The 20,167-nt window shown below is 70.4% G+C and carries 21 protein-coding genes; 13 read left to right on the top strand and 8 right to left on the bottom strand.

Features of this window, described 5'->3' with window-relative positions; translation table 11 throughout:
• Positions 1 to 76: 76 nt before the first annotated feature.
• Entirely contained in the window at positions 77 to 502 is a 426-nt protein-coding gene (locus tag MD221_RS00960; protein WP_242107108.1) for a hypothetical protein, read from the top strand.
• Positions 503 to 657: 155 nt separating this feature from the next.
• Positions 658 to 2,265: a carboxyl transferase domain-containing protein gene (locus MD221_RS00955; RefSeq protein ID WP_242107106.1), complete on the top strand. Its 1,608-nt coding sequence runs from the start codon at positions 658 to 660 to the stop codon at positions 2,263 to 2,265.
• Positions 2,266 to 2,286: 21 nt separating this feature from the next.
• On the opposite strand, the gene MD221_RS00950 is transcribed toward MD221_RS00955, so the two are convergent.
• Positions 2,287 to 2,997: an SDR family oxidoreductase gene (locus MD221_RS00950; RefSeq protein ID WP_242107104.1), complete on the bottom strand. Its 711-nt coding sequence runs from the start codon at positions 2,995 to 2,997 to the stop codon at positions 2,287 to 2,289.
• A 302-nt stretch (positions 2,998 to 3,299) separates the two neighbouring features.
• Between MD221_RS00950 and MD221_RS00945 the strand changes: the two genes are divergently transcribed.
• Positions 3,300 to 3,851, top strand: a complete 552-nt coding sequence (locus MD221_RS00945) for a bactofilin family protein (RefSeq protein ID WP_242107102.1) — start codon at positions 3,300 to 3,302, stop codon at positions 3,849 to 3,851.
• Between the two features lie 10 nt (positions 3,852 to 3,861).
• On the top strand, positions 3,862 to 4,221 hold the full coding sequence (locus MD221_RS00940) for a hypothetical protein (RefSeq protein WP_242107100.1): 360 nt from the start codon (positions 3,862 to 3,864) through the stop codon (positions 4,219 to 4,221).
• Positions 4,222 to 4,280: 59 nt separating this feature from the next.
• On the opposite strand, the gene MD221_RS00935 is transcribed toward MD221_RS00940, so the two are convergent.
• The 3 genes from MD221_RS00935 to MD221_RS00925 are packed head-to-tail and all read right to left on the bottom strand — an operon-like array spanning position 4,281 to position 6,683.
• On the bottom strand, positions 4,281 to 4,535 hold the full coding sequence (locus tag MD221_RS00935) for a DUF6587 family protein (RefSeq protein WP_242107098.1): 255 nt from the start codon (positions 4,533 to 4,535) through the stop codon (positions 4,281 to 4,283).
• A gap of 10 nt (positions 4,536 to 4,545) precedes the next feature.
• A complete protein-coding gene (feoB, locus tag MD221_RS00930; RefSeq protein WP_242107096.1) occupies positions 4,546 to 6,411 on the bottom strand; it encodes a ferrous iron transporter B in 1,866 nt (621 codons plus the stop codon).
• Complete coding sequence (locus MD221_RS00925) at positions 6,408 to 6,683, bottom strand: FeoA family protein (protein WP_242107094.1); 276 nt, start codon at positions 6,681 to 6,683, stop codon at positions 6,408 to 6,410. Before MD221_RS00925 ends, feoB begins: the two co-directional genes overlap by 4 nt.
• Positions 6,684 to 6,810: 127 nt before the next feature.
• On the opposite strand from MD221_RS00925, the gene MD221_RS00920 reads away from it, so the two are divergent.
• From MD221_RS00920 to yeiP, 6 genes are all read left to right on the top strand, one after another.
• Entirely contained in the window at positions 6,811 to 7,602 is a 792-nt protein-coding gene (locus tag MD221_RS00920) for an enoyl-CoA hydratase-related protein (RefSeq protein WP_242107091.1), read from the top strand.
• Positions 7,603 to 7,606: 4 nt separating this feature from the next.
• A complete protein-coding gene (locus MD221_RS00915) occupies positions 7,607 to 7,996 on the top strand; it encodes a VOC family protein (RefSeq protein WP_242107089.1) in 390 nt (129 codons plus the stop codon).
• 7 nt (positions 7,997 to 8,003) lie between these two features.
• Complete coding sequence (locus tag MD221_RS00910; protein WP_242107087.1) at positions 8,004 to 10,019, top strand: acetyl/propionyl/methylcrotonyl-CoA carboxylase subunit alpha; 2,016 nt, start codon at positions 8,004 to 8,006, stop codon at positions 10,017 to 10,019.
• 85 nt (positions 10,020 to 10,104) lie between these two features.
• Positions 10,105 to 11,004 (top strand): hydroxymethylglutaryl-CoA lyase, encoded by a 900-nt coding sequence (locus tag MD221_RS00905; RefSeq protein ID WP_242107085.1) that lies wholly within the window; start codon positions 10,105 to 10,107, stop codon positions 11,002 to 11,004.
• 65 nt (positions 11,005 to 11,069) lie between these two features.
• Positions 11,070 to 11,840: an SDR family NAD(P)-dependent oxidoreductase gene (locus tag MD221_RS00900; RefSeq protein WP_242107083.1), complete on the top strand. Its 771-nt coding sequence runs from the start codon at positions 11,070 to 11,072 to the stop codon at positions 11,838 to 11,840.
• A gap of 82 nt (positions 11,841 to 11,922) precedes the next feature.
• Positions 11,923 to 12,489: an elongation factor P-like protein YeiP gene (gene yeiP / locus MD221_RS00895; protein ID WP_242107081.1), complete on the top strand. Its 567-nt coding sequence runs from the start codon at positions 11,923 to 11,925 to the stop codon at positions 12,487 to 12,489.
• 118 nt (positions 12,490 to 12,607) lie between these two features.
• Here yeiP and MD221_RS00890 read toward each other — a convergent pair whose 3' ends face one another.
• On the bottom strand, positions 12,608 to 12,928 hold the full coding sequence (locus MD221_RS00890) for a hypothetical protein (protein ID WP_242107079.1): 321 nt from the start codon (positions 12,926 to 12,928) through the stop codon (positions 12,608 to 12,610).
• A 136-nt stretch (positions 12,929 to 13,064) separates the two neighbouring features.
• Positions 13,065 to 14,453, bottom strand: coding sequence for an FAD-binding oxidoreductase (locus MD221_RS00885; RefSeq protein WP_242107077.1), 1,389 nt, complete (start codon positions 14,451 to 14,453; stop codon positions 13,065 to 13,067).
• A 411-nt stretch (positions 14,454 to 14,864) separates the two neighbouring features.
• On the opposite strand from MD221_RS00885, the gene serA reads away from it, so the two are divergent.
• Positions 14,865 to 16,100, top strand: coding sequence for a phosphoglycerate dehydrogenase (gene serA / locus MD221_RS00880; RefSeq protein ID WP_242107075.1), 1,236 nt, complete (start codon positions 14,865 to 14,867; stop codon positions 16,098 to 16,100).
• A gap of 100 nt (positions 16,101 to 16,200) precedes the next feature.
• Here serA and MD221_RS00875 read toward each other — a convergent pair whose 3' ends face one another.
• Together MD221_RS00875 and MD221_RS00870 are read right to left on the bottom strand one after the other, a co-directional pair.
• Positions 16,201 to 16,461 (bottom strand): hypothetical protein, encoded by a 261-nt coding sequence (locus MD221_RS00875; protein WP_242107073.1) that lies wholly within the window; start codon positions 16,459 to 16,461, stop codon positions 16,201 to 16,203.
• Positions 16,462 to 16,681: 220 nt separating this feature from the next.
• A complete protein-coding gene (locus MD221_RS00870; RefSeq protein ID WP_242107072.1) occupies positions 16,682 to 17,758 on the bottom strand; it encodes a LysR family transcriptional regulator in 1,077 nt (358 codons plus the stop codon).
• A gap of 84 nt (positions 17,759 to 17,842) precedes the next feature.
• On the opposite strand from MD221_RS00870, the gene MD221_RS00865 reads away from it, so the two are divergent.
• Positions 17,843 to 19,090 (top strand): acyl-CoA dehydrogenase family protein, encoded by a 1,248-nt coding sequence (locus tag MD221_RS00865; RefSeq protein ID WP_242107071.1) that lies wholly within the window; start codon positions 17,843 to 17,845, stop codon positions 19,088 to 19,090.
• Positions 19,087 to 20,166 (top strand): phosphotransferase family protein, encoded by a 1,080-nt coding sequence (locus MD221_RS00860; RefSeq protein ID WP_242107070.1) that lies wholly within the window; start codon positions 19,087 to 19,089, stop codon positions 20,164 to 20,166. The genes MD221_RS00865 and MD221_RS00860 overlap by 4 nt, the downstream gene beginning before the upstream one ends.
• Position 20,167 lies beyond the last annotated feature (1 nt).

The raw sequence follows: 20,167 nt of genomic DNA, 5'->3' as shown, positions 1-20,167 counted from the left end.
ACCGCTGTGTGCTACAAACAAGTGTAAGAACCACTTTTTCCATCAACGCAACATCACCTCGATTACGGAGTGCTCCATGAACACCAAGTTCCTCGTTCTGCTCGCCGCCAGCGTCCTGGCCGTCTCGGCCTGCCAGAAGCAGGCTGACAGCGCCGCCGACGCCGCCAACCAGGCTGCCGACGCCACCGCCGACGCCGCCCAGCAGGCCGCCGACGCCACCGCCGACGCCGCCAACGCCACGGCCGATGCCGCCGGCCAGGCCGCCGACGCCACCGCCGCTGCCGCCAACGCCGCCGGCGATGCCGCCGCCGCCGCGGGCGACGCCGCCGCCGCGACCACCGCCGACGCTGCCAACGCCGCCGGCGACGCCGCCACCCAGGCTGCCGACGCCGCCAAGGACGCCGCCGCCGACGCCAAGGACGCCGCCAAGGACGCCACGGCCGCTGCCGCCGGCGCCGTGAAGGAAGGCGCCGAGAAGGTCGAAGAGGCCGCCAAGAAGTAATCGTCCCCGACGATGCAAAGAAGCCCGCGCAAGCGGGCTTTTTTGTGCCCGCGGCAATCGCCGCGCGCGCGTCGCCGGCACGGGCGCGGCGCCCGCCCCTCACGTCGGCGCACGCGTTCCTCTATCCTTGCCCGACCGCCGACACCGCTTTCGACATGCCTGCACTGATTTCGCAACTCGACCCGCGCTCGCAGGACTTCGCCGACAACGCCGCCTACCATCGCGCGCTGGCGCAGGAGCTGGAGGCGCGCCTGGCGCGTGCCGCCGACGGCGGCGGCGAGAAGGCGCGCACTAAGCACACCGAACGCGGCAAGCTGCTCGCGCGCGACCGCGTCACCGCCCTGCTCGACCCGGGTTCGCCGTTCCTGGAGATCGCCCCGCTCGCCGCCGAGGGCATGTACGAGGACGCCGCGCCGGCCGCCGGCATGGTCTGCGGCATCGGCCGGGTGATGGGACAGGAAGTGGTGATCGTCGCCAACGACGCCACCGTCAAGGGCGGCACCTATTTCCCGATGACGGTGAAGAAGCATCTGCGCGCGCAGGAGATCGCCCGCGAGAACCGTCTGCCCTGCGTGTACCTGGTCGACTCGGGCGGCGCCTTCCTGCCGCTGCAGGACGAGGTGTTCCCGGACCGCGAGCACTTCGGCCGCATCTTCTACAACCAGGCGCGCCTGTCGGCGGAGAACATCCCGCAGATCGCCGTGGTCATGGGAAGCTGCACCGCCGGCGGCGCCTACGTGCCGGCGATGTGCGACGAGTCGATCATCGTCAAGGAACAGGGCACGATCTTCCTCGGCGGTCCGCCGCTGGTGAAGGCGGCCACCGGCGAGGTGGTCGACGCCGAGGCGCTCGGCGGCGCCGACGTGCATACCTCGGTCTCCGGCGTGGCCGACCATTTCGCCGAGGACGATCGCCATGCGCTGCAGATCGCGCGCGGCCTGGTCGGCAACCTCAACCGGCGCAAGACGCTGCCGGTGGCCGTGCGCGAGGCGCGCGAGCCGCTCTACCCGGGCGAGGAGCTGTACGGCATCGTGCCCAAGGACACCCGGCGCCCGTTCGACATCCGCGAGGTGATCGCGCGCCTGGTCGACGGCAGCGACTTCGACGAGTTCAAGGCGCGATACGGCAAGACCCTGGTCACCGGCTTCGCGCACCTGCACGGCTATCCGGTCGGCATCGTCGCCAACAACGGCATCCTGTTCTCCGAGTCCGCGCTCAAGGGCGCGCACTTCATCGAGCTGTGCAACCAGCGCGGCATCCCGCTGGTGTTCCTGCAGAACATCACCGGCTTCATGGTCGGCAAGAAATACGAGAACGCCGGCATCGCCAAGGACGGGGCCAAGATGGTCACCGCCGTGGCCTGCTCGAGCGTGCCGAAGTTCACCGTGGTGATCGGCGGCAGCTTCGGCGCCGGCAACTACGCCATGTGCGGCAGGGCTTATGGCGCAAGGTTCCTGTGGATGTGGCCGAACGCGCGCATCAGCGTGATGGGCGGCGAGCAGGCCGCGAGCGTGCTGGCCACGGTGCGGCGCGACGGCATCGAGGCCAAGGGCGGCAGCTGGTCGGCCGATGAGGAAGACCGGTTCAAGGCGCCGATCCGCGCCCAGTACGAGACGCAGGGCAACCCCTATTACGCCACCGCGCGCCTGTGGGACGACGGCATCATCGACCCGGCCGACACCCGCCGCGTGCTGGGCCTGGCGATCTCGGCCTCGCTCAACGCGCCGATCGAGCCGGCGCGCTTCGGCGTGTTCCGGATGTGATGCCGAAGCGGCGCGCGAAGCTCAGCGCAGGGTATAGCCGCCGTCGGTGAACAGCGTGCTGCCGGTGGTGTAGGTGTTGCGCATCAGGAACAGCACGGCGTCGGCGGCCTCGTCGACGGTGCCCACGCGACCCAGCGCCGCCATCGCCGCGTAGTGGGCGTGGGCCTGTTCGCGCTTGTGCCTGAGCCGGGTCTGCCACAGTTCGGTGTCGATGGTGCCCGGCGAGATCGCGTTGACGCGGATCGGCGCCAGTTCCACCGCCAGCGCGCGCGCCAGGCCTTCGATGGCGCTGTTGCAGGCGACGTAGGTGGCCGAGCCGGCCAGCGGCCGCTGGCTGTAGGCGCCGGACATCAGCACGATGGAACCGGTCTTCGCCAGGTGCGGCAGCGCGTGCTTGACCGCGTAGTACTGGCCCCAGAACTTGGAGCGGAACGGGCTCTCGGCGGTGTCGTCGTCGATCTCGTCGATGCGCCCGGAGGACTGCGAGGATCCCGGCGTGAACAGGTGGTCGAAGCGGCCGATGCCCTCGAAGAAGGCGGCGATGGAGGCCTTGTCGCTGCTGTCGATCCGCCGCGCCTGGGCGCGCTCGCCCAGCGTCGCCGCCGCCTGCGCCAGCCGCTCCGGATCGCGCCCGCCGATCACCACCTGCCCGCCCGACGCCACCACCGAGCGCGCCACCCGCAAGCCCATGCCGGAACTGCCGCCGACGATGACAACCCGTTGATCCCGCATGGTTTTTTCGCCGCCTCGAGGAGATGCCGCGAATTCTAGCCAGCGCCGGCGCGGGCATCGACGCCCTCGGTGGAAATCAGCAATCCGCGGCGTCCGTGGCCGGGAATGCCGCCTGCGAATGACTGCCACGCCATCGTCACGATCATGGCCGAACCTCGCGTACAGGTTGGTAATCGCCCCGCAAGCCCTTGAGCAACGACGTTATTCGGTGAGGGGCGTCACATCCTGCGGCGGGTGATGGCGTGCTAGTCTCGCCGTTCGCCCGCCATTCCAGTCCCCTAAAGATTCGAGGAAGTCGCGTCATGGCCATCTTCAACAACCAGCAATCCCCCGCCAAGAAAGACACCCTGCCCTTCGGCGAGCCCTCGCCGCCGCCCGTGCGCGAAGCCGCCCCCGCGGTCGCCGACTTCAGCGTGCCCACGCCGCAGCCGCAGCCGGCCGCGCCGCGCCCGGCCCCGCAGCCGGAAACCAAGGAATCGGTGATCGCCGCCGACCTCACCATCGAAGGCAAGATCGAAGGCACCGGCCATGTGCGCATCGCCGGCAAGTTCAAGGGCGACGTGAACGTGCAGGGCGACCTGACCATCGAGAACGGCGCCAAGCTCAACGGCGGCGTGCGCGCCAAGCGCGTCGTGGTCGCGGGCGAGCTGGAAGGCAACATCGAATCCGCGTCGAACGTCGAGCTGCAGCCGTCCTCGGTGCTGGTCGGCGACCTCAAGGCCGGCTCGCTCACCATCGCCTCCGGCGCGCGCGTGCGTGGCCACGTCGAATGCGGCTGGGGCGAAAAGGACGGCGCCAAGGCCAATGGCAAGGCTTCCGCCGCGAAGTCGGAAGAACCCTCACTGGTCCAGTGAGCTTGCATTCGTGAGCAACGCCCGTCCGGGCACGGCAGGTGCCACGCGCACCTGCCCGCACTGCAAGACCCGCATCCTCGAAAGCGCGGCGATCTGTCCCGCGTGCAAGCACTACCTGCGCATCGATTCGCCCAATTCCCCGCTCGCGCAGCCGATGCCCTCCCCGCTCAAGGTGGAGGGCGTCATCCGCCAGCCTGCCGACGGCGGTTCCTGGGAATACCAGGTGGTGGTCACGGTGCGCGACGAGCGCGGCGAGGAAGTCTCGCGCCACGTCGTCGGCGTGGGCGCGCTGCACCCGAACGACGAGCGGACGTTCTCGCTGGCGGTGGAGATGTTCGCGCCCGCCGGAAAGGCCGGGCGGCGCCATTGACGGCGCCGCTTCGGCGGCGTTGATCGCGGAGAGGCGGGACGAGACCGCCGCCTGCGCAGCTATTTTCCGCGCGCCGACGGCCCGCAACTGTCGCAGCCGCCGCAGGCGCCGCTTCCGCCGCCCGACATCGGCGGCGCGATCCGTCGGCCCAGCGTGCGCAGCCATCCGGGCCGCCCTTCGCGCACCAGCGGCATCGCCACGGCCACCCGCAGGCGTCGCGTCGCGCTGGGGAACTGCTTCTTCATCACCACCCACAGGCTGACCAGCGCGGCCAGCGCGATCACCAGGTATTGCAGTGCCAGCGAGACGGTCATCGCCGCGACCTCAACCGCCGCCCAAGGCCACGGCGACCTGATAGGTCAGCAGCGAGGCCACGTAGGCCAGCGCGAACAGGTAGCCGGCGGTCAGCGCCATGGTCTTCCAGGAATTGGTCTCGCGCTTGATCGTCGCCCAGGTGGACAGGCATTGCGGCGCGTAGATGAACCAGACCAGCAGCGACAGCGCGGTGGCCAGCGACCAAGTGTCGGTGATGATCGGCCTGAGCGCATCGGCGGCAGCGGCATCGTCGGCTGCGGCCACGGCATACACCGTGGCCAGCGAGGATACGGCCACCTCGCGCGCGGCCAAGCCAGGAATCAGCGCGATACAAATCTGCCAGTTGAAGCCGATTGGTGCGAACACCGCGGCCATGGCGTGACCGATGCGACCGGCCAGGCTGTAATCGATGGCCGGCATCGTGGCGTTGGCGGGCGCGGCCGGGAAATTCAGCAACACCCATAACAGGATGGTCAGCGCGAGGATGATGCCGCCCACGCGCTTGAGGAAGATCGCCGCACGCTCGTACAGGCCAATGAGCAGGTCGCGCGCATGCGGCATGCGGTAGGACGGCAACTCCAGCAACAGCGGATGCTCGCTCTTGTCGCGGCGCCACTTCTTCATCACGAACGAGACCACGAGCGCGCTGAGGATACCGGCCATGTACAGCGCGAACAGCACCAGGCCCTGCAGGTTGAACACGCCGCCGACGCTGCGCTGCGGGATGAACGCGCCGATCAGCAGCGTATAGACCGGCAGCCGCGCCGAACAGGTCATCAGCGGGGCGACCACAATCGTGGCGATGCGGTCGCGCGGATCCTGGATCGAGCGCGTGGCCATGATGCCGGGGATGGCGCAGGCGAAGCTCGACAGCAGCGGGATGAAGGAGCGTCCGGACAGGCCCGCCGAAGCCATCATGCGGTCGAGCAGGAAGGCCGCGCGCGGCAGGTAGCCCGACTCCTCCAGTGCGAGGATGAAGGCGAACAGGATCAGGATCTGCGGCAGGAACACCACCACGCTGCCGAGGCCGGCGATGATGCCGTCGGTGAGCAGGCTGGTGAGCGGTCCTTCCGGCAGCACGCTGCCGACCCAGGCGCCCAGCGCGGCGGTGCCGGCGTCGATCGCGTCCATCATCGGCGTGGCCCAGGCGAATACCGCCTGGAAGATCAGGAACATGATCACGATCAGCGCCAGCAGGCCGAACACCGGATGCAACAGCCAGCGGTCGAGCGTGTCGTCGATGCGCGCGGTGCGCGCCGGCATGCTCACGGCGAGCGAGAGCAGGCGGCGCGTTTCCTCGTGATAGGCGTTCTCGTCCGCGGGCGGTTCCACCGACGGCGCGGTCAGGCGCCCGGCCTCGACCAGGGACTCGATGCGTTCGACCAGGGCCTTGGCGCCGTGCCGCCGCACCGCGACGGTCTCCACCACCGGCACGCCGAGCTCAGCCTCCAGTACCTCGCGGTCGATGCGGATGCCGCGGCGCGCGGCCACGTCGGCCATGTTCAGCGCCACCACCATCGGACGGCCGAGCTCGCGCACTTCCAGCACGAAGCGCAGGTGCAGGCGCAGGTTGGTGGCGTCGATGACGCACACCAGCACGTCGGGCGCCGCCTCGCCAGGATAGAAGCCGCGGCACAGGTCGCGGGTGATCGCCTCGTCCAGGCTGGCCGGCTGCAGGCTGTAGGCGCCGGGCAGGTCGAGCAGCGCGTAGCTGCGGCCCGAAGGCGCGGTGAGGCGGCCCTCCTTGCGCTCGACGGTGACGCCGGCGTAGTTGGCCACCTTCTGGCGGCTGCCGGTGAGCTGGTTGAACAGCGCGGTCTTGCCGCAGTTGGGATTGCCCACCAGCGCCAGGCGCAGCGATGCGGCCGTGCTCATTCGCCCACCGTGCGCGCGATGGCGGGCGCGTCGGCCGCGCCGTTCTTCAGGATCACGCGCGCGGCCTCCTTGCGGCGCAGCGCGAAGCGGGTGAAGCCGATCTGCACCAGCAGCGGCTCGGCGCCGAGCGGCCCATGCGCCATCAGCTGCACGGTTTCCCCGGCCACGAAGCCGAGTTCGCGGAGGCGGCGGGCAATGGGATCGTGAGGCATCTGGTCCTCCACGCTCTCGACGGTGGCGCTGGCGCGTCGCGGCAAATCGGACAGCCTCACGGATACACCAGAACCAGAATGGGAATTGTTCTCAATTATACATTAGCTGATCGCCCGCGACACCAGGGCCGGGCCGGAACGCAACGGTGCAGCGGCTATCATTCCGCCTTTCCCTCCGGTCCCGCCGATGGCCTTCGACTCCCTGCTCTCGCAACGCACCGGCGCCGTCGCCCGCCTGCGCCTGAACCGTCCGGACCTGCACAACGCCTTCGACGCGGCGCTGATCGCGGCGCTGACCGCGGAGCTGGAACGGCTGGCCGGCGAGGCCGCCGTGCGCGTGGTGGTGCTGGAAGGCGCCGGCGCCTCGTTCTCGGCCGGCGCGGACCTGAACTGGATGCGCGGCATGGCCGCCGCCGGCGAGGCGGAGAACCGCGAGGACGCGCTCGCCCTCGCCCGCCTGATGCGCACCCTGGACGAACTGCCCAAGCCGACCATCGCCCGCGTGCACGGCGCGGCCTTCGGCGGCGGCGTCGGGCTGGTGGCCTGCTGCGACATCGCCATCGGCACGCCCGAGGCGAAGTTCGGCCTCACCGAGAGCAAGCTCGGCCTGTTGCCGGCGGTGATCTCGCCCTACGTCATCGCGGCCATCGGCGCGCGCCAGTCGCGGCGCTATTTCGCCACCGCCGAGATTTTCGACGCGCGCACCGCGCAGGCCATCGGCCTGCTGCACGAGGTGGCGGCGGCCGACGCCCTGGATGCGGCGGTCGAACGGCAGATCGCGCTGCTGCTCAAGGCCGGGCCGCTGGCCTCGGCGCAGGCCAAGGCGCTGGTGCGCTCGGTCGCGGCGCAGACCGACCGCGATGCCGTCGACGCCGCCAATGCCGCGCTGATCGCCGGGCTGCGCGTCTCCGCCGAGGGACAGGAGGGCCTGGGCGCCTTCCTCGACAAGCGCGCGCCCGCATGGGCCGCGAAGGAGTAGCGGCATGCTCGATCACGTCGGCTTCCCGGTGGCGGATTTCGCGCGCAGCAAGGCGTTCTACGAGCGCGCGCTGGCGCCGCTGGGCGTGGTGCCGATCCTGGAGGTGACGCCGGAGATGAGCGGCGGCGACGCGCACGTCGGCTACGGCAGCAGCGGCAAGCCCTGGTTCTGGATCGGCAGCGGGCAAGCGCTGCGCGGGCGCATGCACGTGGCCATCGCCGCCGGCTCGCGCGCCCAGGTCGACGCCTTCCACGCGGCCGCGCTCGCCGCCGGCGGCCGCGACAACGGCGCGCCGGGACTGCGGCCGCATTACCATCCCCACTACTACGGCGCGTTCGTGCTCGATCCGGACGGCCACAACATCGAAGCCGTCTGCCACGCGCCGGAAGCCTAGGGCCCCCATGTTCGACAAGATCCTGATCGCCAACCGCGGCGAAATCGCCTGCCGCGTCATCCGCACCGCGCGCCGGCTCGGCATCCACACGGTGGCGGTGTACTCGGACGCCGACGCCGACGCGCAGCACGTGCGCCAGGCCGACGAGGCCTGGCCGATCGGCGGCCCGCGGCCGGCCGACAGCTACCTGCGCGGCGAGGCCATCCTGGAAGCGGCCAGGCGCAGCGGCGCGCAGGCGATCCACCCCGGCTACGGCTTCCTCAGCGAGAACGCCGACTTCGCCGACGCGGTGGAGGCGGCCGGGCTGGTCTTCATCGGGCCGAAGGCGGCCTCGATGCGCAAGATGGGCAGCAAGGCCGGCGCCAAGGAGCTGATGCAGGCCGCGGGCGTGCCGGTGGTGCCCGGCTACACCGGCGAGGACCAGGACGCGACGACGCTGGCGCGCGAGGCCGAACGCATCGGCTTCCCGCTGATGATCAAGGCCGCGCACGGCGGCGGCGGCAAGGGCATGCGCATCGTGCGCGGCGCCGGCGAATTCCTGCCCAACCTGGAAAGCTGCCAGCGCGAGGCGCGCAACGCCTTCGGCCGCGACCGCGTGCTGCTGGAGCGCTACATCGAGCAGCCCCGACACATCGAGATCCAGGTCTTCGGCGACAACCACGGCAATGCCCTGCACCTGTTCGAGCGCGAGTGCTCGGCGCAGCGCCGCTACCAGAAGGTGCTGGAGGAATCGCCCTCGCCCTTCCTCACCCCGGAGCTGCGCGCGGCGATGGGCGCGGCGGCGGTGCAGGCCGCGCACGCGATCGACTACGCCAATGCCGGCACGGTGGAGTTCATCGTCGCTCCGGACGGCGGCTTCTATTTCATGGAGATCAACACGCGCCTGCAGGTGGAGCATCCGGTCACCGAACTGGTCACCGGGCTCGACCTGGTCGAATGGCAGCTGCGCATCGCCGCCGGCGAGCCGCTGCCGCTGGCGCAGGACGAGATCGTCCAGCGCGGCCATGCCATCGAGGTGCGGCTCTATGCGGAAGATCCCGACGCGGGCTTCCTGCCGGGCTCGGGGCGCCTGCAGCGGCTGCGCCTGCCGCCGCCGTCGGCGCATGCGCGCATCGACTCGGGCGTGGTCGAGGGCGATACGGTGACGATCTTCTACGATCCGATGATCGCCAAGCTCATCGTCTACGACGAGGACCGGCCGCGCGCCCTCGCCCGCCTGCGCGATGCGCTGGCGAACTGCGAGGTGGAGGGGCCGAAGTCCAACATCGCCTTCCTCGAGCGCCTGGCGCGGCACCCGGCGGTGGTCGACGGCCGGATCGACACCGGCTACCTGGATCGCCACCTCGACGAGTTCGTCGGCGACAGCGGCGGCACCGGCGAGGCCGACGCGGTGATCGCCGCGGCCACGGTCGCGCTGCTGCGCGACGAGGCGGCCACGCGCGCGCTGGCCGCCGCCAGCGGCGACCCCCATTCGCCCTGGGCCGAGGCCTCCGGCTGGCGGCTGGGGCACGCCGGGCAGCGCCGCCTGGTGCTGCGCGAGGGCGAGACGCGCCACCTCGTGCTCGCCAGCGGCGCCGCCGGCGACTACCGCATCGAATACGGGGATCGCGCCGCGGACGTGCGCGGCGCGCGCCTGGACGGCGAGGCCGACGGCGGCACGCGGCTGAGCGCCCGCTTCGACGACCAGGCGCGCGGCTATCGCGTCGAGGCCGACGAGCATCGCGTGCTGCTGCACGACGGCGAGCGGCGCCGCCGCTACGCGCGCGTGCCCGCCTACGAGCCCGAGCATGCGGCCGACGCCGGCGGCGGCGACCAGCTCAAGGCGCCGATGCCCGGACGCATCGTGCTGGTCAAGGTCGCGCCGGGCGACGCCGTCTCGCAGGGCCAGGAGCTGCTGGTGATGGAGGCGATGAAGATGGAACTGGCGCTCAAGGCGCCGCGCGACGGCAAGGTCGCCGAGCTGCGCGCCGCGGCGGGCGACTTCGTCGAGGCGGATACCGCGCTGGTGCTGCTGGAAACCTGAGCCCCGCGCCCACACGTCTTCCTTGGACACCCCTCTCCCGCCGTACGGGCGAGGGCCATGAACCCACGCATCGACCGAGTCCGCCATGGCACTTCCCACCCACGTCCGCATCGTCGAGGTCGGCCCGCGCGACGGGCTGCAGAACGAAAAAACCGTCATCCCCGCCGCGGCGAAGATCGAACTGATCGACCGGCTGGGCGCCACCGGCCTGCAGACCGTGGAGGCCACCAGCTTCGTCAGCCCGAAATGGGTGCCGCAGCTGGCCGATGCCGCCGAGGTGTTCGCCGGCATCGCCCGCCGGCCCGGCGTGCGCTATCCGGTGCTGGTGCCCAACGAGCAGGGCTACGACCGCGCGCGCGCGGTGGGCGCCGAGGAGATCGCCGTCTTCACCGCGGCCTCGGAAGCCTTCAACAGGAAGAACATCAACGCCTCGATCGACGAGTCGCTGGCGCGCTTCGAGCCGGTGGTGGCGCGCGCCAGGGCCGACGGCGTGGCGGTGCGCGGCTACGTGTCCACCGTGCTCGGCTGCCCCTACCAGGGCGAGGTGCCGGTGGCCGACGTGGTGCGCGTGGCGCGCGCGCTGCACGCGATGGGCTGCTACGAGGTCTCGCTCGGCGACACCATCGGCGTCGGCACACCCGCCAAGGCGCGGGCGATGCTGCTGGCGGTGGCCGAGGCGGTGCCGATGCCGGCGCTGGCGGTGCATTTCCACGACACCTACGGGCAGGCGCTGGCCAACATCCTGGCCTGCCTGGAGGAAGGCGTGGCGGTGGTGGATTCGGCGGTCTCGGGCACCGGCGGCTGCCCCTACGCCAAGGGCGCCACCGGCAACGTCGCCAGCGAGGACGTGGTCTACATGCTGCACGGCATGGGCATCGCGACCGGCGTGGACCTCGAGGTCCTCGTCGAGACCGGGCGCTGGCTCGCCGCCCTGCTCGGCCACGAGACCAGCAGCAAGGTGACCCGCGCCCGCTCGGCGGCATAGCGCCCGCCGTCGCGGGATCGTCGCGGCTCTGGGCTAAAATGGGCGTTTTCCCCGCAGGATCGCCCATGCAGCTCGCAGCCACCCGCGCCGTCGTCACCGGCGGCGTTTCCGGCCTCGGCCTGGCCGTCGCCCAGCACCTGGTCGCCCACGGCGGCAAGGTCGCGCTGTTCGACGTCAACGACGACAAGGGCGCGGCCGCCGTCGCCGGACTCGGCGCCGACAAGGCCCGCTACTTCAAGACCGACGTGACCGACGAGGCCGGCGTCGCCGCCAACATCGCCGCCGCGCGCGACTTCTTCGGCGGCCTCAACGCCGCCATCAACTGCGCCGGCATCCTCGGCGCCGGGCGCGTGCTCGGCCGCGAGGGCCCGATGCCGCTGTCGCAGTTCCAGACCACGGTGCTGGTCAACCTGGTCGGCAGCTTCAACGTCGCCAAGGCGGCCGCGGCCGTGATGCAGGGCAACGAGGCGGGCGAGGACGGCGAGCGCGGCGTGATCGTCAACACCGCCTCCGTGGCCGCCTACGAGGGCCAGATCGGCCAGGCCGCCTATTCCGCGTCCAAGGGCGGCGTGGTCGGCATGACCCTGCCGATGGCGCGCGAGCTCTCGCGCTTCGGCATCCGCGTGATGACCGTCGCGCCGGGCGTGTTCTGGACGCCGATGGTCGACGGCATGAGCGAGGAAGTGCAGCAGTCGCTGTCCGCCTCCATCCCCTTCCCCTCGCGGCTCGGCCGTCCGGAGGAGTTCGCCGACCTGGTCGCCTACATCCTCGGCAACCGCTACCTCAACGGCGAGACCATCCGCATCGACGGCGCCACGCGCCTGGCGCCGAAGTGATCTTCCGCGTCGTCCGGGCCGGGCCCGGATGACGCGCGGGATTCGACGCGCCTTGCCCATTTCCCTCCAAGAACCCAATCCGATGAAAGCCTACGACGTCAAGAAAGGAAACGTGGTCGAACACAACAACGGCGTGTACCAGGTGCGCGACATCGAGCGCAGCTCGCCGCAGGGCCGCGGCGGCAACGTGCGCTTCCGTTTCGTCATGTACAGCGTGCCCGGCGGCAACAAGACCGACGCCAGCTTCGACGCCGACGACGAGCTCAAGGAAGTCGACCTGCTGCGCCGCCAGGCCAGCTTCTCGTACAAGGACGGCGAGGCGTTCGTGTTCATGGACGACGAGGACTTCACCCCCTACACCCTCGACGCCGACGTGGTCGGCGATGCCGCCGGCTACATCACCGACGGACTGAGCGGCTGCTACGTGCAGGTGATCGACGAGCAGCCGGTGGCCGTGCAGCTGCCGCAGAGCGTGGTGCTGGAAGTGGTCGAGACCCCGCCCGAGCTCAAGGGCGGCACCGCCACCAAGCGGCCCAAGCCGGCCAGGCTCAGCACCGGCCTGGAAATCCAGGTGCCCGAGTACATCGGCAACGGCGAGCGGGTGTGGGTGAACACCACCACGGGCGAGTTCGGCGGACGCGCGGACTGAACGCCCGCGGCTCGAACCCATGCCTCGTCGCGAGGCATGGGCAGGCATCGGGCGCGGCGCCCGCCTTCCCGACGCGCCGGATGTCCCGACTCGCGTTCGATGGCCCACTAATGGCCCACTAGTAGCAAGGCCCGGTGGTGGTCGCCGTGCCGGTGGCCTGATGGTTCAGGTAGAAGCCGACGGTGGCCTTGATCAGCCCGCCGCGCCGGGGGCAGTAGAAGGAACAGGAATACTTGTTGGTGCAGTTGTAGGGGATCACCGCATCGGTTCCCTGCGGATCGATGGCCCACTCGATCCTGTCGTGCGCGGGACCCGGCCGGTCCGTGTAGCAATAGTTGCCGTCCGTGCATTCCAGGTAGACGGAGTCCGCGCGCGCCTGCGTCGGCGCGAACAGGCAGGAAGCCATCAGCGCCATCGCGCCGAGAATCGGATATTTCACGACTGTTCTCCCATGGATGTGTCGAATGGATGCGAGGGCCGTGCCTCCCGCGATCGGGAGCACAGCCAACCCTCAACTCGAAATCCATGGCGCGAACGGATCATCGCGGCGCGCGCGCCGCTCCGCCGCGGCAGCGCTATCGGTCGAACAGCTTTCCGGGATTCATGATGCCGGACGGATCGAGCACCCGCTTGATCCCGCGCATCAGGGCGATCTCCTCCGCGCCGCGGGTGCAGGACAGGTACGGCTTCTTGACCAGGCCGATGCCGTGCTCGGCGGAAATGCTGCCGCCGTGCTCCTCCAGCGTCGCCGCCAGCAGCCTGGTGACATGCTCGCACTGCGTCAGGAAGACGGCGTCCTCCAAACCGTCGGGCTTGAGCACGTTGATGTGCAGGTTGCCGTCGCCGATGTGGCCGAACCAGACCACGTCGAAATGCGGGTACTCCCGCCCGAGCAGCGCCTGCGTTTGTTCCAGGAATGCCGGCATCCGCGAGATCCGCACCGAGACGTCGTTCTTGTACGGCTTGTGGCGCGCCAGGCTCTCGGTGATGCCCTCGCGCAGGCGCCACAGCTGCGCGGCCTGCGCCTCGCTCTGGCTGATCACCCCGTCGCTGACCCAGCCGCTGTCCATGCAGTGCTCGAAGGCTTCCAGCACCCGCGCTTCCTGGCGCTCGTCGCCGGTCGCGAACTCGGTGACCACGTAATACGGATGGATCTCGGCGAACGGCGCCTGCGCGCCGTGGGCGAGCACGTGGTGCAGCGCGCGATCGGTGAAGAACTCGAACGCCTCCAGCTGCAGGCGTTCGCGCAGGGCGGCATACACCTGCATCAGCACCTGGAACGAGGGCAGCGCCAGCAGCATCACGTTGGTCGGCGGCGGCGGGTCGGTCAGCCGCAGCGTCGCCTCCACGATCACGCCGAGCGTGCCCTCGGAGGCGATGGCCAGGTGCCGCAGGTCGTAGCCGCTGGAATTCTTGATCAGGCCGCGGTTGAGGTCGACCAGCGCTCCCGTCCCGGTCACCAGCTTCAGTCCGGCGACCCATTCGCGGGTGTTGCCGTAGCGGATCACGCGGATGCCGCCGGCGTTGGTGGCGATGTTGCCGCCGATGCTGCAGGAGCCGCGCGCGGCGAAGTCGACCGGATAGACCAGCCCGTGCTCGCGGGCGGCCTCGTGCACCGCCTGAAGGGCGATGCCCGGCTGCACGGTCAGGGTGCGGTCGATGGGATCGAAGCCGAGCACGCGGTTCATCCGCTCCATGCTCAGCACCAGCTCGCCGTCGGCGGCCACCGCCCCGCCGGACAATCCGGTGCGCCCGCCCGAGGGAACGACACCGACCCCGTTCGCACCCGCCCAGCGCACCACGGCCTGCACCTGGCCGGCGTCCGCGGGCAGCGCCACCGCCAGCGGCGCCGGCGTCCAGCGCCGGGTCCAGTCGCGGCCGTAGTGTTCCAGGTCGGCCGGATCGGTTTTCAGGCGCAGCCCCGGCACGGCCTGCAGCAGGGAATCGAGACGCGGGTCGGCCATGGGATCGGAGGCATCGGCGGGAGAGCCAGCGTGCCAGCCGGCCCGGTCGGCGTCCAGTGCGGCAGTGCAGCAAAAACCCGGATTTGCTGGCACACTCCATGGGGACGCGCGCCGCCCCAACCTTCTGCTTCTGCTCTTCGCCGCCAGGAATCCGAAGCGGAGGGACTGATCGCAGACCCGAAGGGCGGCGTACAGGATGTGCGCCGTTTTTCGACCGAGCCAGGATGGCGAGTCGAAAAATCCCGATAGCGGCGAAGCGATGGGACTGACTCGTCGGGAAGGCGTTTTTCTTTGGTTCGTTTCTTTTGACGCCTTTCAAAAGAAATGAACTCGTCCGCGACAGCGGACGAAACGCTTCGCCCCTGCCAAAGCGATGCAGATGCATATGCCGCCATCCCCTATCGAAAGAAGATGAAAAAAACCTCCTACCCCAAGCGCGACATCCGCATCCTCCTGCTGGAAGGCATCAGCCAGACCGCCGTCGAGACCTTCCAGGCCGCCGGCTACACCCAGATCGAGCAGCACGCCAAGTCGCTGCCCGAGGACGAGCTCAAGCGCCGCATCGCCGACGCCCACTTCGTCGGCATCCGCTCGCGCACCCACCTCAGCGCCGAGGTGCTGGCCGAGGCCAGACGCCTGCTGGCCGTGGGTTGCTTCTGCATCGGCACCAACCAGGTCGACACCGAGGCGGCCGAGCTGGCCGGCATCCCGGTGTTCAACGCCCCCTACTCCAACACGCGCAGCGTCGCCGAACTGGTGGTGGCCGAGGCCATCATGCTGCTGCGCGGCATCCCGCAGAAATCCGCCGAATGCCATCGCGGCGGCTGGTCGAAGAGCGCCGCCGGCAGCCACGAGGCGCGCGGCAAGACCCTGGGCATCGTCGGCTACGGCCACATCGGCACCCAGGTCGGCGTGCTGGCCGAGGCGCTGGGCATGCAGGTGCTCTTCCACGACATCGAGACCAAGCTCTCGCTCGGCAACGCGCGGCCCTCCGTCGATCTGGACGACCTGCTGCAGCGCTCGGACGTGGTGACCCTGCACGTGCCGGAAACCCCCGCCACCAGGCTGATGTTCGGCGCCCGGCAGATCGCGCGGATGCGGCCCGGCGCGCACCTGATCAATGCCTCGCGCGGCACCGTGGTCGACATCGACGCGCTGGCCGAGGCCCTGCAGTCAGGCCAGGTCGGCGGCGCCGCCGTGGACGTGTTCCCGGTGGAACCCAAGGGCAACGGCGATCCTTTCGAATCGGCGCTGCGCGGGCGCGAGAACGCGATCCTCACCCCGCACGTGGGCGGCAGCACGCTGGAGGCGCAGGACAACATCGGCGTGGAAGTCGCCGCCAAGCTGGTGCGCTACAGCGACAACGGCAGCACGCTCTCGGCGGTGAACTTCCCCGAGGTGACGCTGCCCGAGCACGCGGCCAGCCATCGCCTGCTGCACATCCACCGCAACGTGCCGGGCGTGCTGTCGCAGATCAACGACCTCTTCAGCAAGCGCAACATCAACATCGACGGGCAGTTCCTGCGCACCGACGCCAAGGTCGGCTACGTGGTGATCGACGTGACCGCCGACCAGGCGCAGGCGGGAGAGCTGCGCACGGCGCTGGCGGAGATTCCGGGAACGCTGAAGACGCGGGTGCTGTACTGACGGTGCCGCGCTCCGCCCCGCCTGGTCCGCTTCGCGCGCAAGCGGCGGGATCCGCGCAGGGATCCCGCCTCCGGCGACGCTCGGCGGCCGCGAGGAACCGCTAGGTCTCGACGCCCGGCCCGTCCGGATCCGGCGGTTGCGGGCAGCCTGCGCCGGGCGTGCACACTCCGATCAGGCGCCATGCCCCGCCGCGGCACTGATAGTAGGCGCCGGGGTCGCCGGGATGGTCGTAAGGCACCAGAAACAGATGCCCTTCCGTGTCCGCCGTGCACGCATAGGTCGGCTCGGCCGCCACCGGCGCCGCCGCACTCATCGCTGCGACGAAAAGCGCCAATGCCGCGCCTGTTGCAATTCCTTTCATGCGGATGTCCTCCGTCGAATGCCGCCGCGATCGATGCCTTTCCCGGGACAAGGCGGCACGCATGACGATGCGGACGCCGGCGCGCGCCTTCCGGAAGCGGCGGCGCCTCCGGAATCGCCCCCTAGCGAGACGCTAGCACATGCCGCGCCGCATCATGAGCGGCCTGCGGCGGGTCATGACGGAGCGGTTCGGTTGGCACACCGACGGCGCGGAGCGTGCATCAGGCAGGGCGCGCGGGAGTGCGCCTGGACGTGCGCCGCATCCCCGGCTCGCCACGGATGATCTCGCCCACCTGCCCGCGCAACCAGGCATGCGCCTGATCGTGCTGGCGCGACTCGTGCCAGTAGCCCAGGATCGGAAACGGCCTCACCCGCAGCGGCAGCGGCCGAACCAGGATCGGCACGCGCTCCGACAGGTGCTGCGCATAGGACAGCGGCAGGGTCAGCAGCAGATCGCTGCCGGCGATCGCCTCGCAGGCGGCGAAATAGTGCTGGCAGACCAGGCGGATGTCGCGGAACACGCCGCTCTGTCCGAGCAGCACGTCGAGCGTATGCGGCTCGCCGAGCGGAGAGACCGCCACGTGCCGCGCCGCCAGGTACTCGGCGCGGCGCATCGTGCCGGCGGCCAGCGCGTGGCGGCGGCGCATCGCCACCACCAGCGAATCCTCGATCAGGTACTCGGTGACCAGGCGCGGGCCGACCGGCAGCCGGCGATCGACCGCCAGATCGATGCGGCCGGCGACCAGTTCGCGCTCGAGCTCGCCCAGCGCCACGCGCCGGCTGACCAGGCGCAGCCCCGGCGCCGAAGCGGCCAGGCGCGCGAGCAGCCGCGGCAGCACGATCGGCTCCAGCGCGTCGCGGAAGCCCAAGGCGAATTCCATCTCCAGGGCCGCCGGATCGAAGTCGGCGCGCAGCCGCGAGACGGCCTGCAGGCCCTTCAGGTGCGCCTGCACGTCGGCGATCACCGCGCGTGTGCGTTCGGTGGGAAACACCCGATTGCCCTGGCGCACGAACAAGGGGTCGTCGAAGTGCGCGCGCAGGCGGTTCAGCGCATGGCTGACCGCCGGCTGGGTGAGATGCAGCGCGCGCGCGGCCGCGCCGATGCCGCCATGGGTATGGATCGCATCGAGGATGCGGAACAGGTTGAGATCGACGCGGCTCTCGCGACCGGTCATCGCGGCACCGCGTCCCGGCGGCCGGCCAGGCTGGCCCTGCTCCAGGTTGAAGCCGGACACCGGGCTGGTTCGGGACGACGCGACATGGTCGATACCGGCGAGGAAGACCAAGCCATTATCCATGCGAATGACCTGGCATGAAACATATTCATTTCATCGATGATGGCAAGCGGCGTAGGCTCGACCCTGCCAACCGGAGCCAGCGCCATGGAATTCGCCCCATCCGATCGTTGCCGCGAACTCGCCGAGCGCCTCGGCCGCTTCATGCGCGAGGAGGTGTTGCCGGCCGAATCGGCCTATGCCGCCGAACTGGCCGGCGGTGAGGATTGGCGGCGATGGCGGCAGCCCGCGGTGATGGAAGCGCTGAAGGCCAAGGCGCGCGACGCCGGCCTGTGGAACCTGTTCCTGCCCGAGGCGCCCCCATCGTCCACGCCCGACGCCGCGCACGGCGTTGGCCTGAGCAACGTCGACTACGCGCCGCTGGCCGAGATCATGGGCCATTCCTTCCTCGCGCCCGAGGTCTTCAACTGCAACGCGCCCGACACCGGCAACATGGAGGTGCTGGCCCGCTACGGCACGCCGGAGCAGCAGCGGCAATGGCTGGCACCGCTGCTCGCGGGCGAGATCCGCTCCGCCTTCTGCATGACCGAGCCGCAGGTCGCCTCCTCCGACGCCACCAACATGCAGGCCACCGCCGCCGTGCAGGGCGACGAGGTGGTGCTCAACGGCCGCAAGTGGTGGTCCACGGGCATCGGCCATCCGCACTGCCGCTTCGCGATCTTCATGGGACTGAGTGATCCGCAGGCCGAGACGCACCGCCGCCACGCGATGGTGATCTGCCCGCTCGACGCGCCGGGCGTGAAGATCGAACGCATGCTGCCGGTGTTCAACGCCTTCGACGAGCCGTTCGGGCACGGCGAGGTCAGCTTCGCCGACGTGCGCCTGCCGGCGGCCAACATCCTGCTCGGCCCCGGGCGCGGCTTCGAGATCGCGCAGGGGCGATTGGGCCCGGGACGCGTCCATCACTGCATGCGCGCCCTGGGCGCGGCCGAGCGCGCGCTCGCCCTGCTGTGCGCGCGCGCCGCCAGCCGCCAGGCCTTCGGCCAGCCGCTGATCCGCCTGGGCGGCAATGCCGACCTCGTCGCCGATCTGCGCATGGCCATCGAACAGGCGCGCCTGCTCACCCTGAAAGCGGCCTGGACCATCGACACGCAGGGGCCGAAGGCGGCCCTGAGCCTGGTCTCGCAGATCAAGGTGGTGGTGCCGGCGGTGGCGCAGCGCGCCGCCGATGCCGCCATGCAAATGCATGGCGCGGCCGGCCTGTCCAACGATTTCCCGCTCGCGGCCCTGTACGCCTACGCGCGCGTGCTGCGCCTGGCCGACGGCCCGGACGAGGTGCATCGCGCAGTGGTGGCCAAGCTGGAAATCAAGCGGCAACTGGGCGCCGCGGCATGAACGCCGCGATCGATCAGGCCCGCGCCGTTCGCGAGGAGGACGCCTTCGACCTCGCGCGCGTCGACGCCTTTCTCAAGGAACGCATCGAAGGGCTCGCCGGCCAGCCGGAACTGCAGCAGTTCCCCGGCGGCGCCTCCAACCTCACCTACCTGCTGCGCTACGGCGAGCGCGAGCTGGTGCTGCGCCGCCCGCCCGCCGGCGCCAAGGCCCGGTCCGCGCACGACATGCTGCGCGAGGCGCGGGTGATGGCGGCGCTGAAGCCGCACTACCCGGCCGTCCCGGCGATCCTGGCGGTGTGCGAAGACGCCGGGCTGATCGGCCAGCATTTCTACGTCATGGAGCGCCTGCGCGGGGTGATCCTGCGCCGCGATCTGCCGCCCGAACTCGGCCTGGACGCCGGCGGCGTGCGGCGGCTGTGCGAGGCGTTCGTCGAGCGCCTGGTGGAACTGCACGGCATCGACACCGGCATCCCGGACGTCGCCGCGCTCGGCAAGGGCGAAGGCTACGTGCATCGCCAGGTGGCCGGCTGGAGCGAGCGCTGGACGGCCTCGCTCACCGACGGCACCGACGCCTGCGAAGACGTGCTGGCCTGGCTCGCGGCGAAGCGGCCGGCGCACGAGACCGCGATCTGCGTCATCCACAACGACTACCGCTTCGACAACGTCGTGCTCGGCACAGCGTCCGCCGCGCACCCGCTGTCGATCGTCGGCGTGCTCGACTGGGAGATGGCCACCCTGGGCGACCCGCTGATGGACCTCGGCGGCTCGCTCGCCTACTGGGTGCAGGCCGACGACGACGCGACCTTCCAGACGTTCCGGCGGCAGCCGAGCAACGCGCCGGGCATGCTCAGCCGGCGCGGAATCGTCGAGCACTACGCGCGCCGCACCGGCCGCGACATCGGAGTGTTCGATTTCTACGAGGTCTTCGGCCTGTTCCGCCTGATGGTGATCATCCAGCAGATCTACCGCCGCTACGTGCTCGGCCAGACCACCAATCCGCAGTTCGCCGGGTTCGGCCACGCGGTACGGTATCTCGGCCAGCGTTGCCGCGGCCTGATCGCGGCCTCGGCGCTGTAGA

This window comes from Luteimonas aquatica (assembly GCF_022662575.1).
GTDB lineage: Bacteria > Pseudomonadota > Gammaproteobacteria > Xanthomonadales > Xanthomonadaceae > Luteimonas > Luteimonas aquatica.
This window is presented reverse-complemented; position numbering and strand designations above follow the sequence as displayed.

What these genes read in the sequence shown, in the direction of transcription:
- MD221_RS00960 (WP_242107108.1), top strand. Translation starts at nt 77, where the DNA reads ATGAACACCAAGTTCCTCGTTCTGCTCGCCGCCAGCGTCCTGGCCGTC.
- MD221_RS00955 (WP_242107106.1), top strand. Translation starts at nt 658, where the DNA reads ATGCCTGCACTGATTTCGCAACTCGACCCGCGCTCGCAGGACTTCGCC.
- MD221_RS00950 (WP_242107104.1), bottom strand. Translation starts at nt 2,997, where the DNA reads ATGCGGGATCAACGGGTTGTCATCGTCGGCGGCAGTTCCGGCATGGGC.
- MD221_RS00945 (WP_242107102.1), top strand. Translation starts at nt 3,300, where the DNA reads ATGGCCATCTTCAACAACCAGCAATCCCCCGCCAAGAAAGACACCCTG.
- MD221_RS00935 (WP_242107098.1), bottom strand. Translation starts at nt 4,535, where the DNA reads ATGACCGTCTCGCTGGCACTGCAATACCTGGTGATCGCGCTGGCCGCG.
- feoB (WP_242107096.1), bottom strand. Translation starts at nt 6,411, where the DNA reads ATGAGCACGGCCGCATCGCTGCGCCTGGCGCTGGTGGGCAATCCCAAC.
- MD221_RS00920 (WP_242107091.1), top strand. Translation starts at nt 6,811, where the DNA reads ATGGCCTTCGACTCCCTGCTCTCGCAACGCACCGGCGCCGTCGCCCGC.
- MD221_RS00915 (WP_242107089.1), top strand. Translation starts at nt 7,607, where the DNA reads ATGCTCGATCACGTCGGCTTCCCGGTGGCGGATTTCGCGCGCAGCAAG.
- MD221_RS00910 (WP_242107087.1), top strand. Translation starts at nt 8,004, where the DNA reads ATGTTCGACAAGATCCTGATCGCCAACCGCGGCGAAATCGCCTGCCGC.
- MD221_RS00905 (WP_242107085.1), top strand. Translation starts at nt 10,105, where the DNA reads ATGGCACTTCCCACCCACGTCCGCATCGTCGAGGTCGGCCCGCGCGAC.
- MD221_RS00900 (WP_242107083.1), top strand. Translation starts at nt 11,070, where the DNA reads ATGCAGCTCGCAGCCACCCGCGCCGTCGTCACCGGCGGCGTTTCCGGC.
- yeiP (WP_242107081.1), top strand. Translation starts at nt 11,923, where the DNA reads ATGAAAGCCTACGACGTCAAGAAAGGAAACGTGGTCGAACACAACAAC.
- MD221_RS00885 (WP_242107077.1), bottom strand. Translation starts at nt 14,453, where the DNA reads ATGGCCGACCCGCGTCTCGATTCCCTGCTGCAGGCCGTGCCGGGGCTG.
- serA (WP_242107075.1), top strand. Translation starts at nt 14,865, where the DNA reads ATGAAAAAAACCTCCTACCCCAAGCGCGACATCCGCATCCTCCTGCTG.
- MD221_RS00875 (WP_242107073.1), bottom strand. Translation starts at nt 16,461, where the DNA reads ATGAAAGGAATTGCAACAGGCGCGGCATTGGCGCTTTTCGTCGCAGCG.
- MD221_RS00870 (WP_242107072.1), bottom strand. Translation starts at nt 17,758, where the DNA reads ATGGATAATGGCTTGGTCTTCCTCGCCGGTATCGACCATGTCGCGTCG.
- MD221_RS00865 (WP_242107071.1), top strand. Translation starts at nt 17,843, where the DNA reads ATGGAATTCGCCCCATCCGATCGTTGCCGCGAACTCGCCGAGCGCCTC.
- MD221_RS00860 (WP_242107070.1), top strand. Translation starts at nt 19,087, where the DNA reads ATGAACGCCGCGATCGATCAGGCCCGCGCCGTTCGCGAGGAGGACGCC.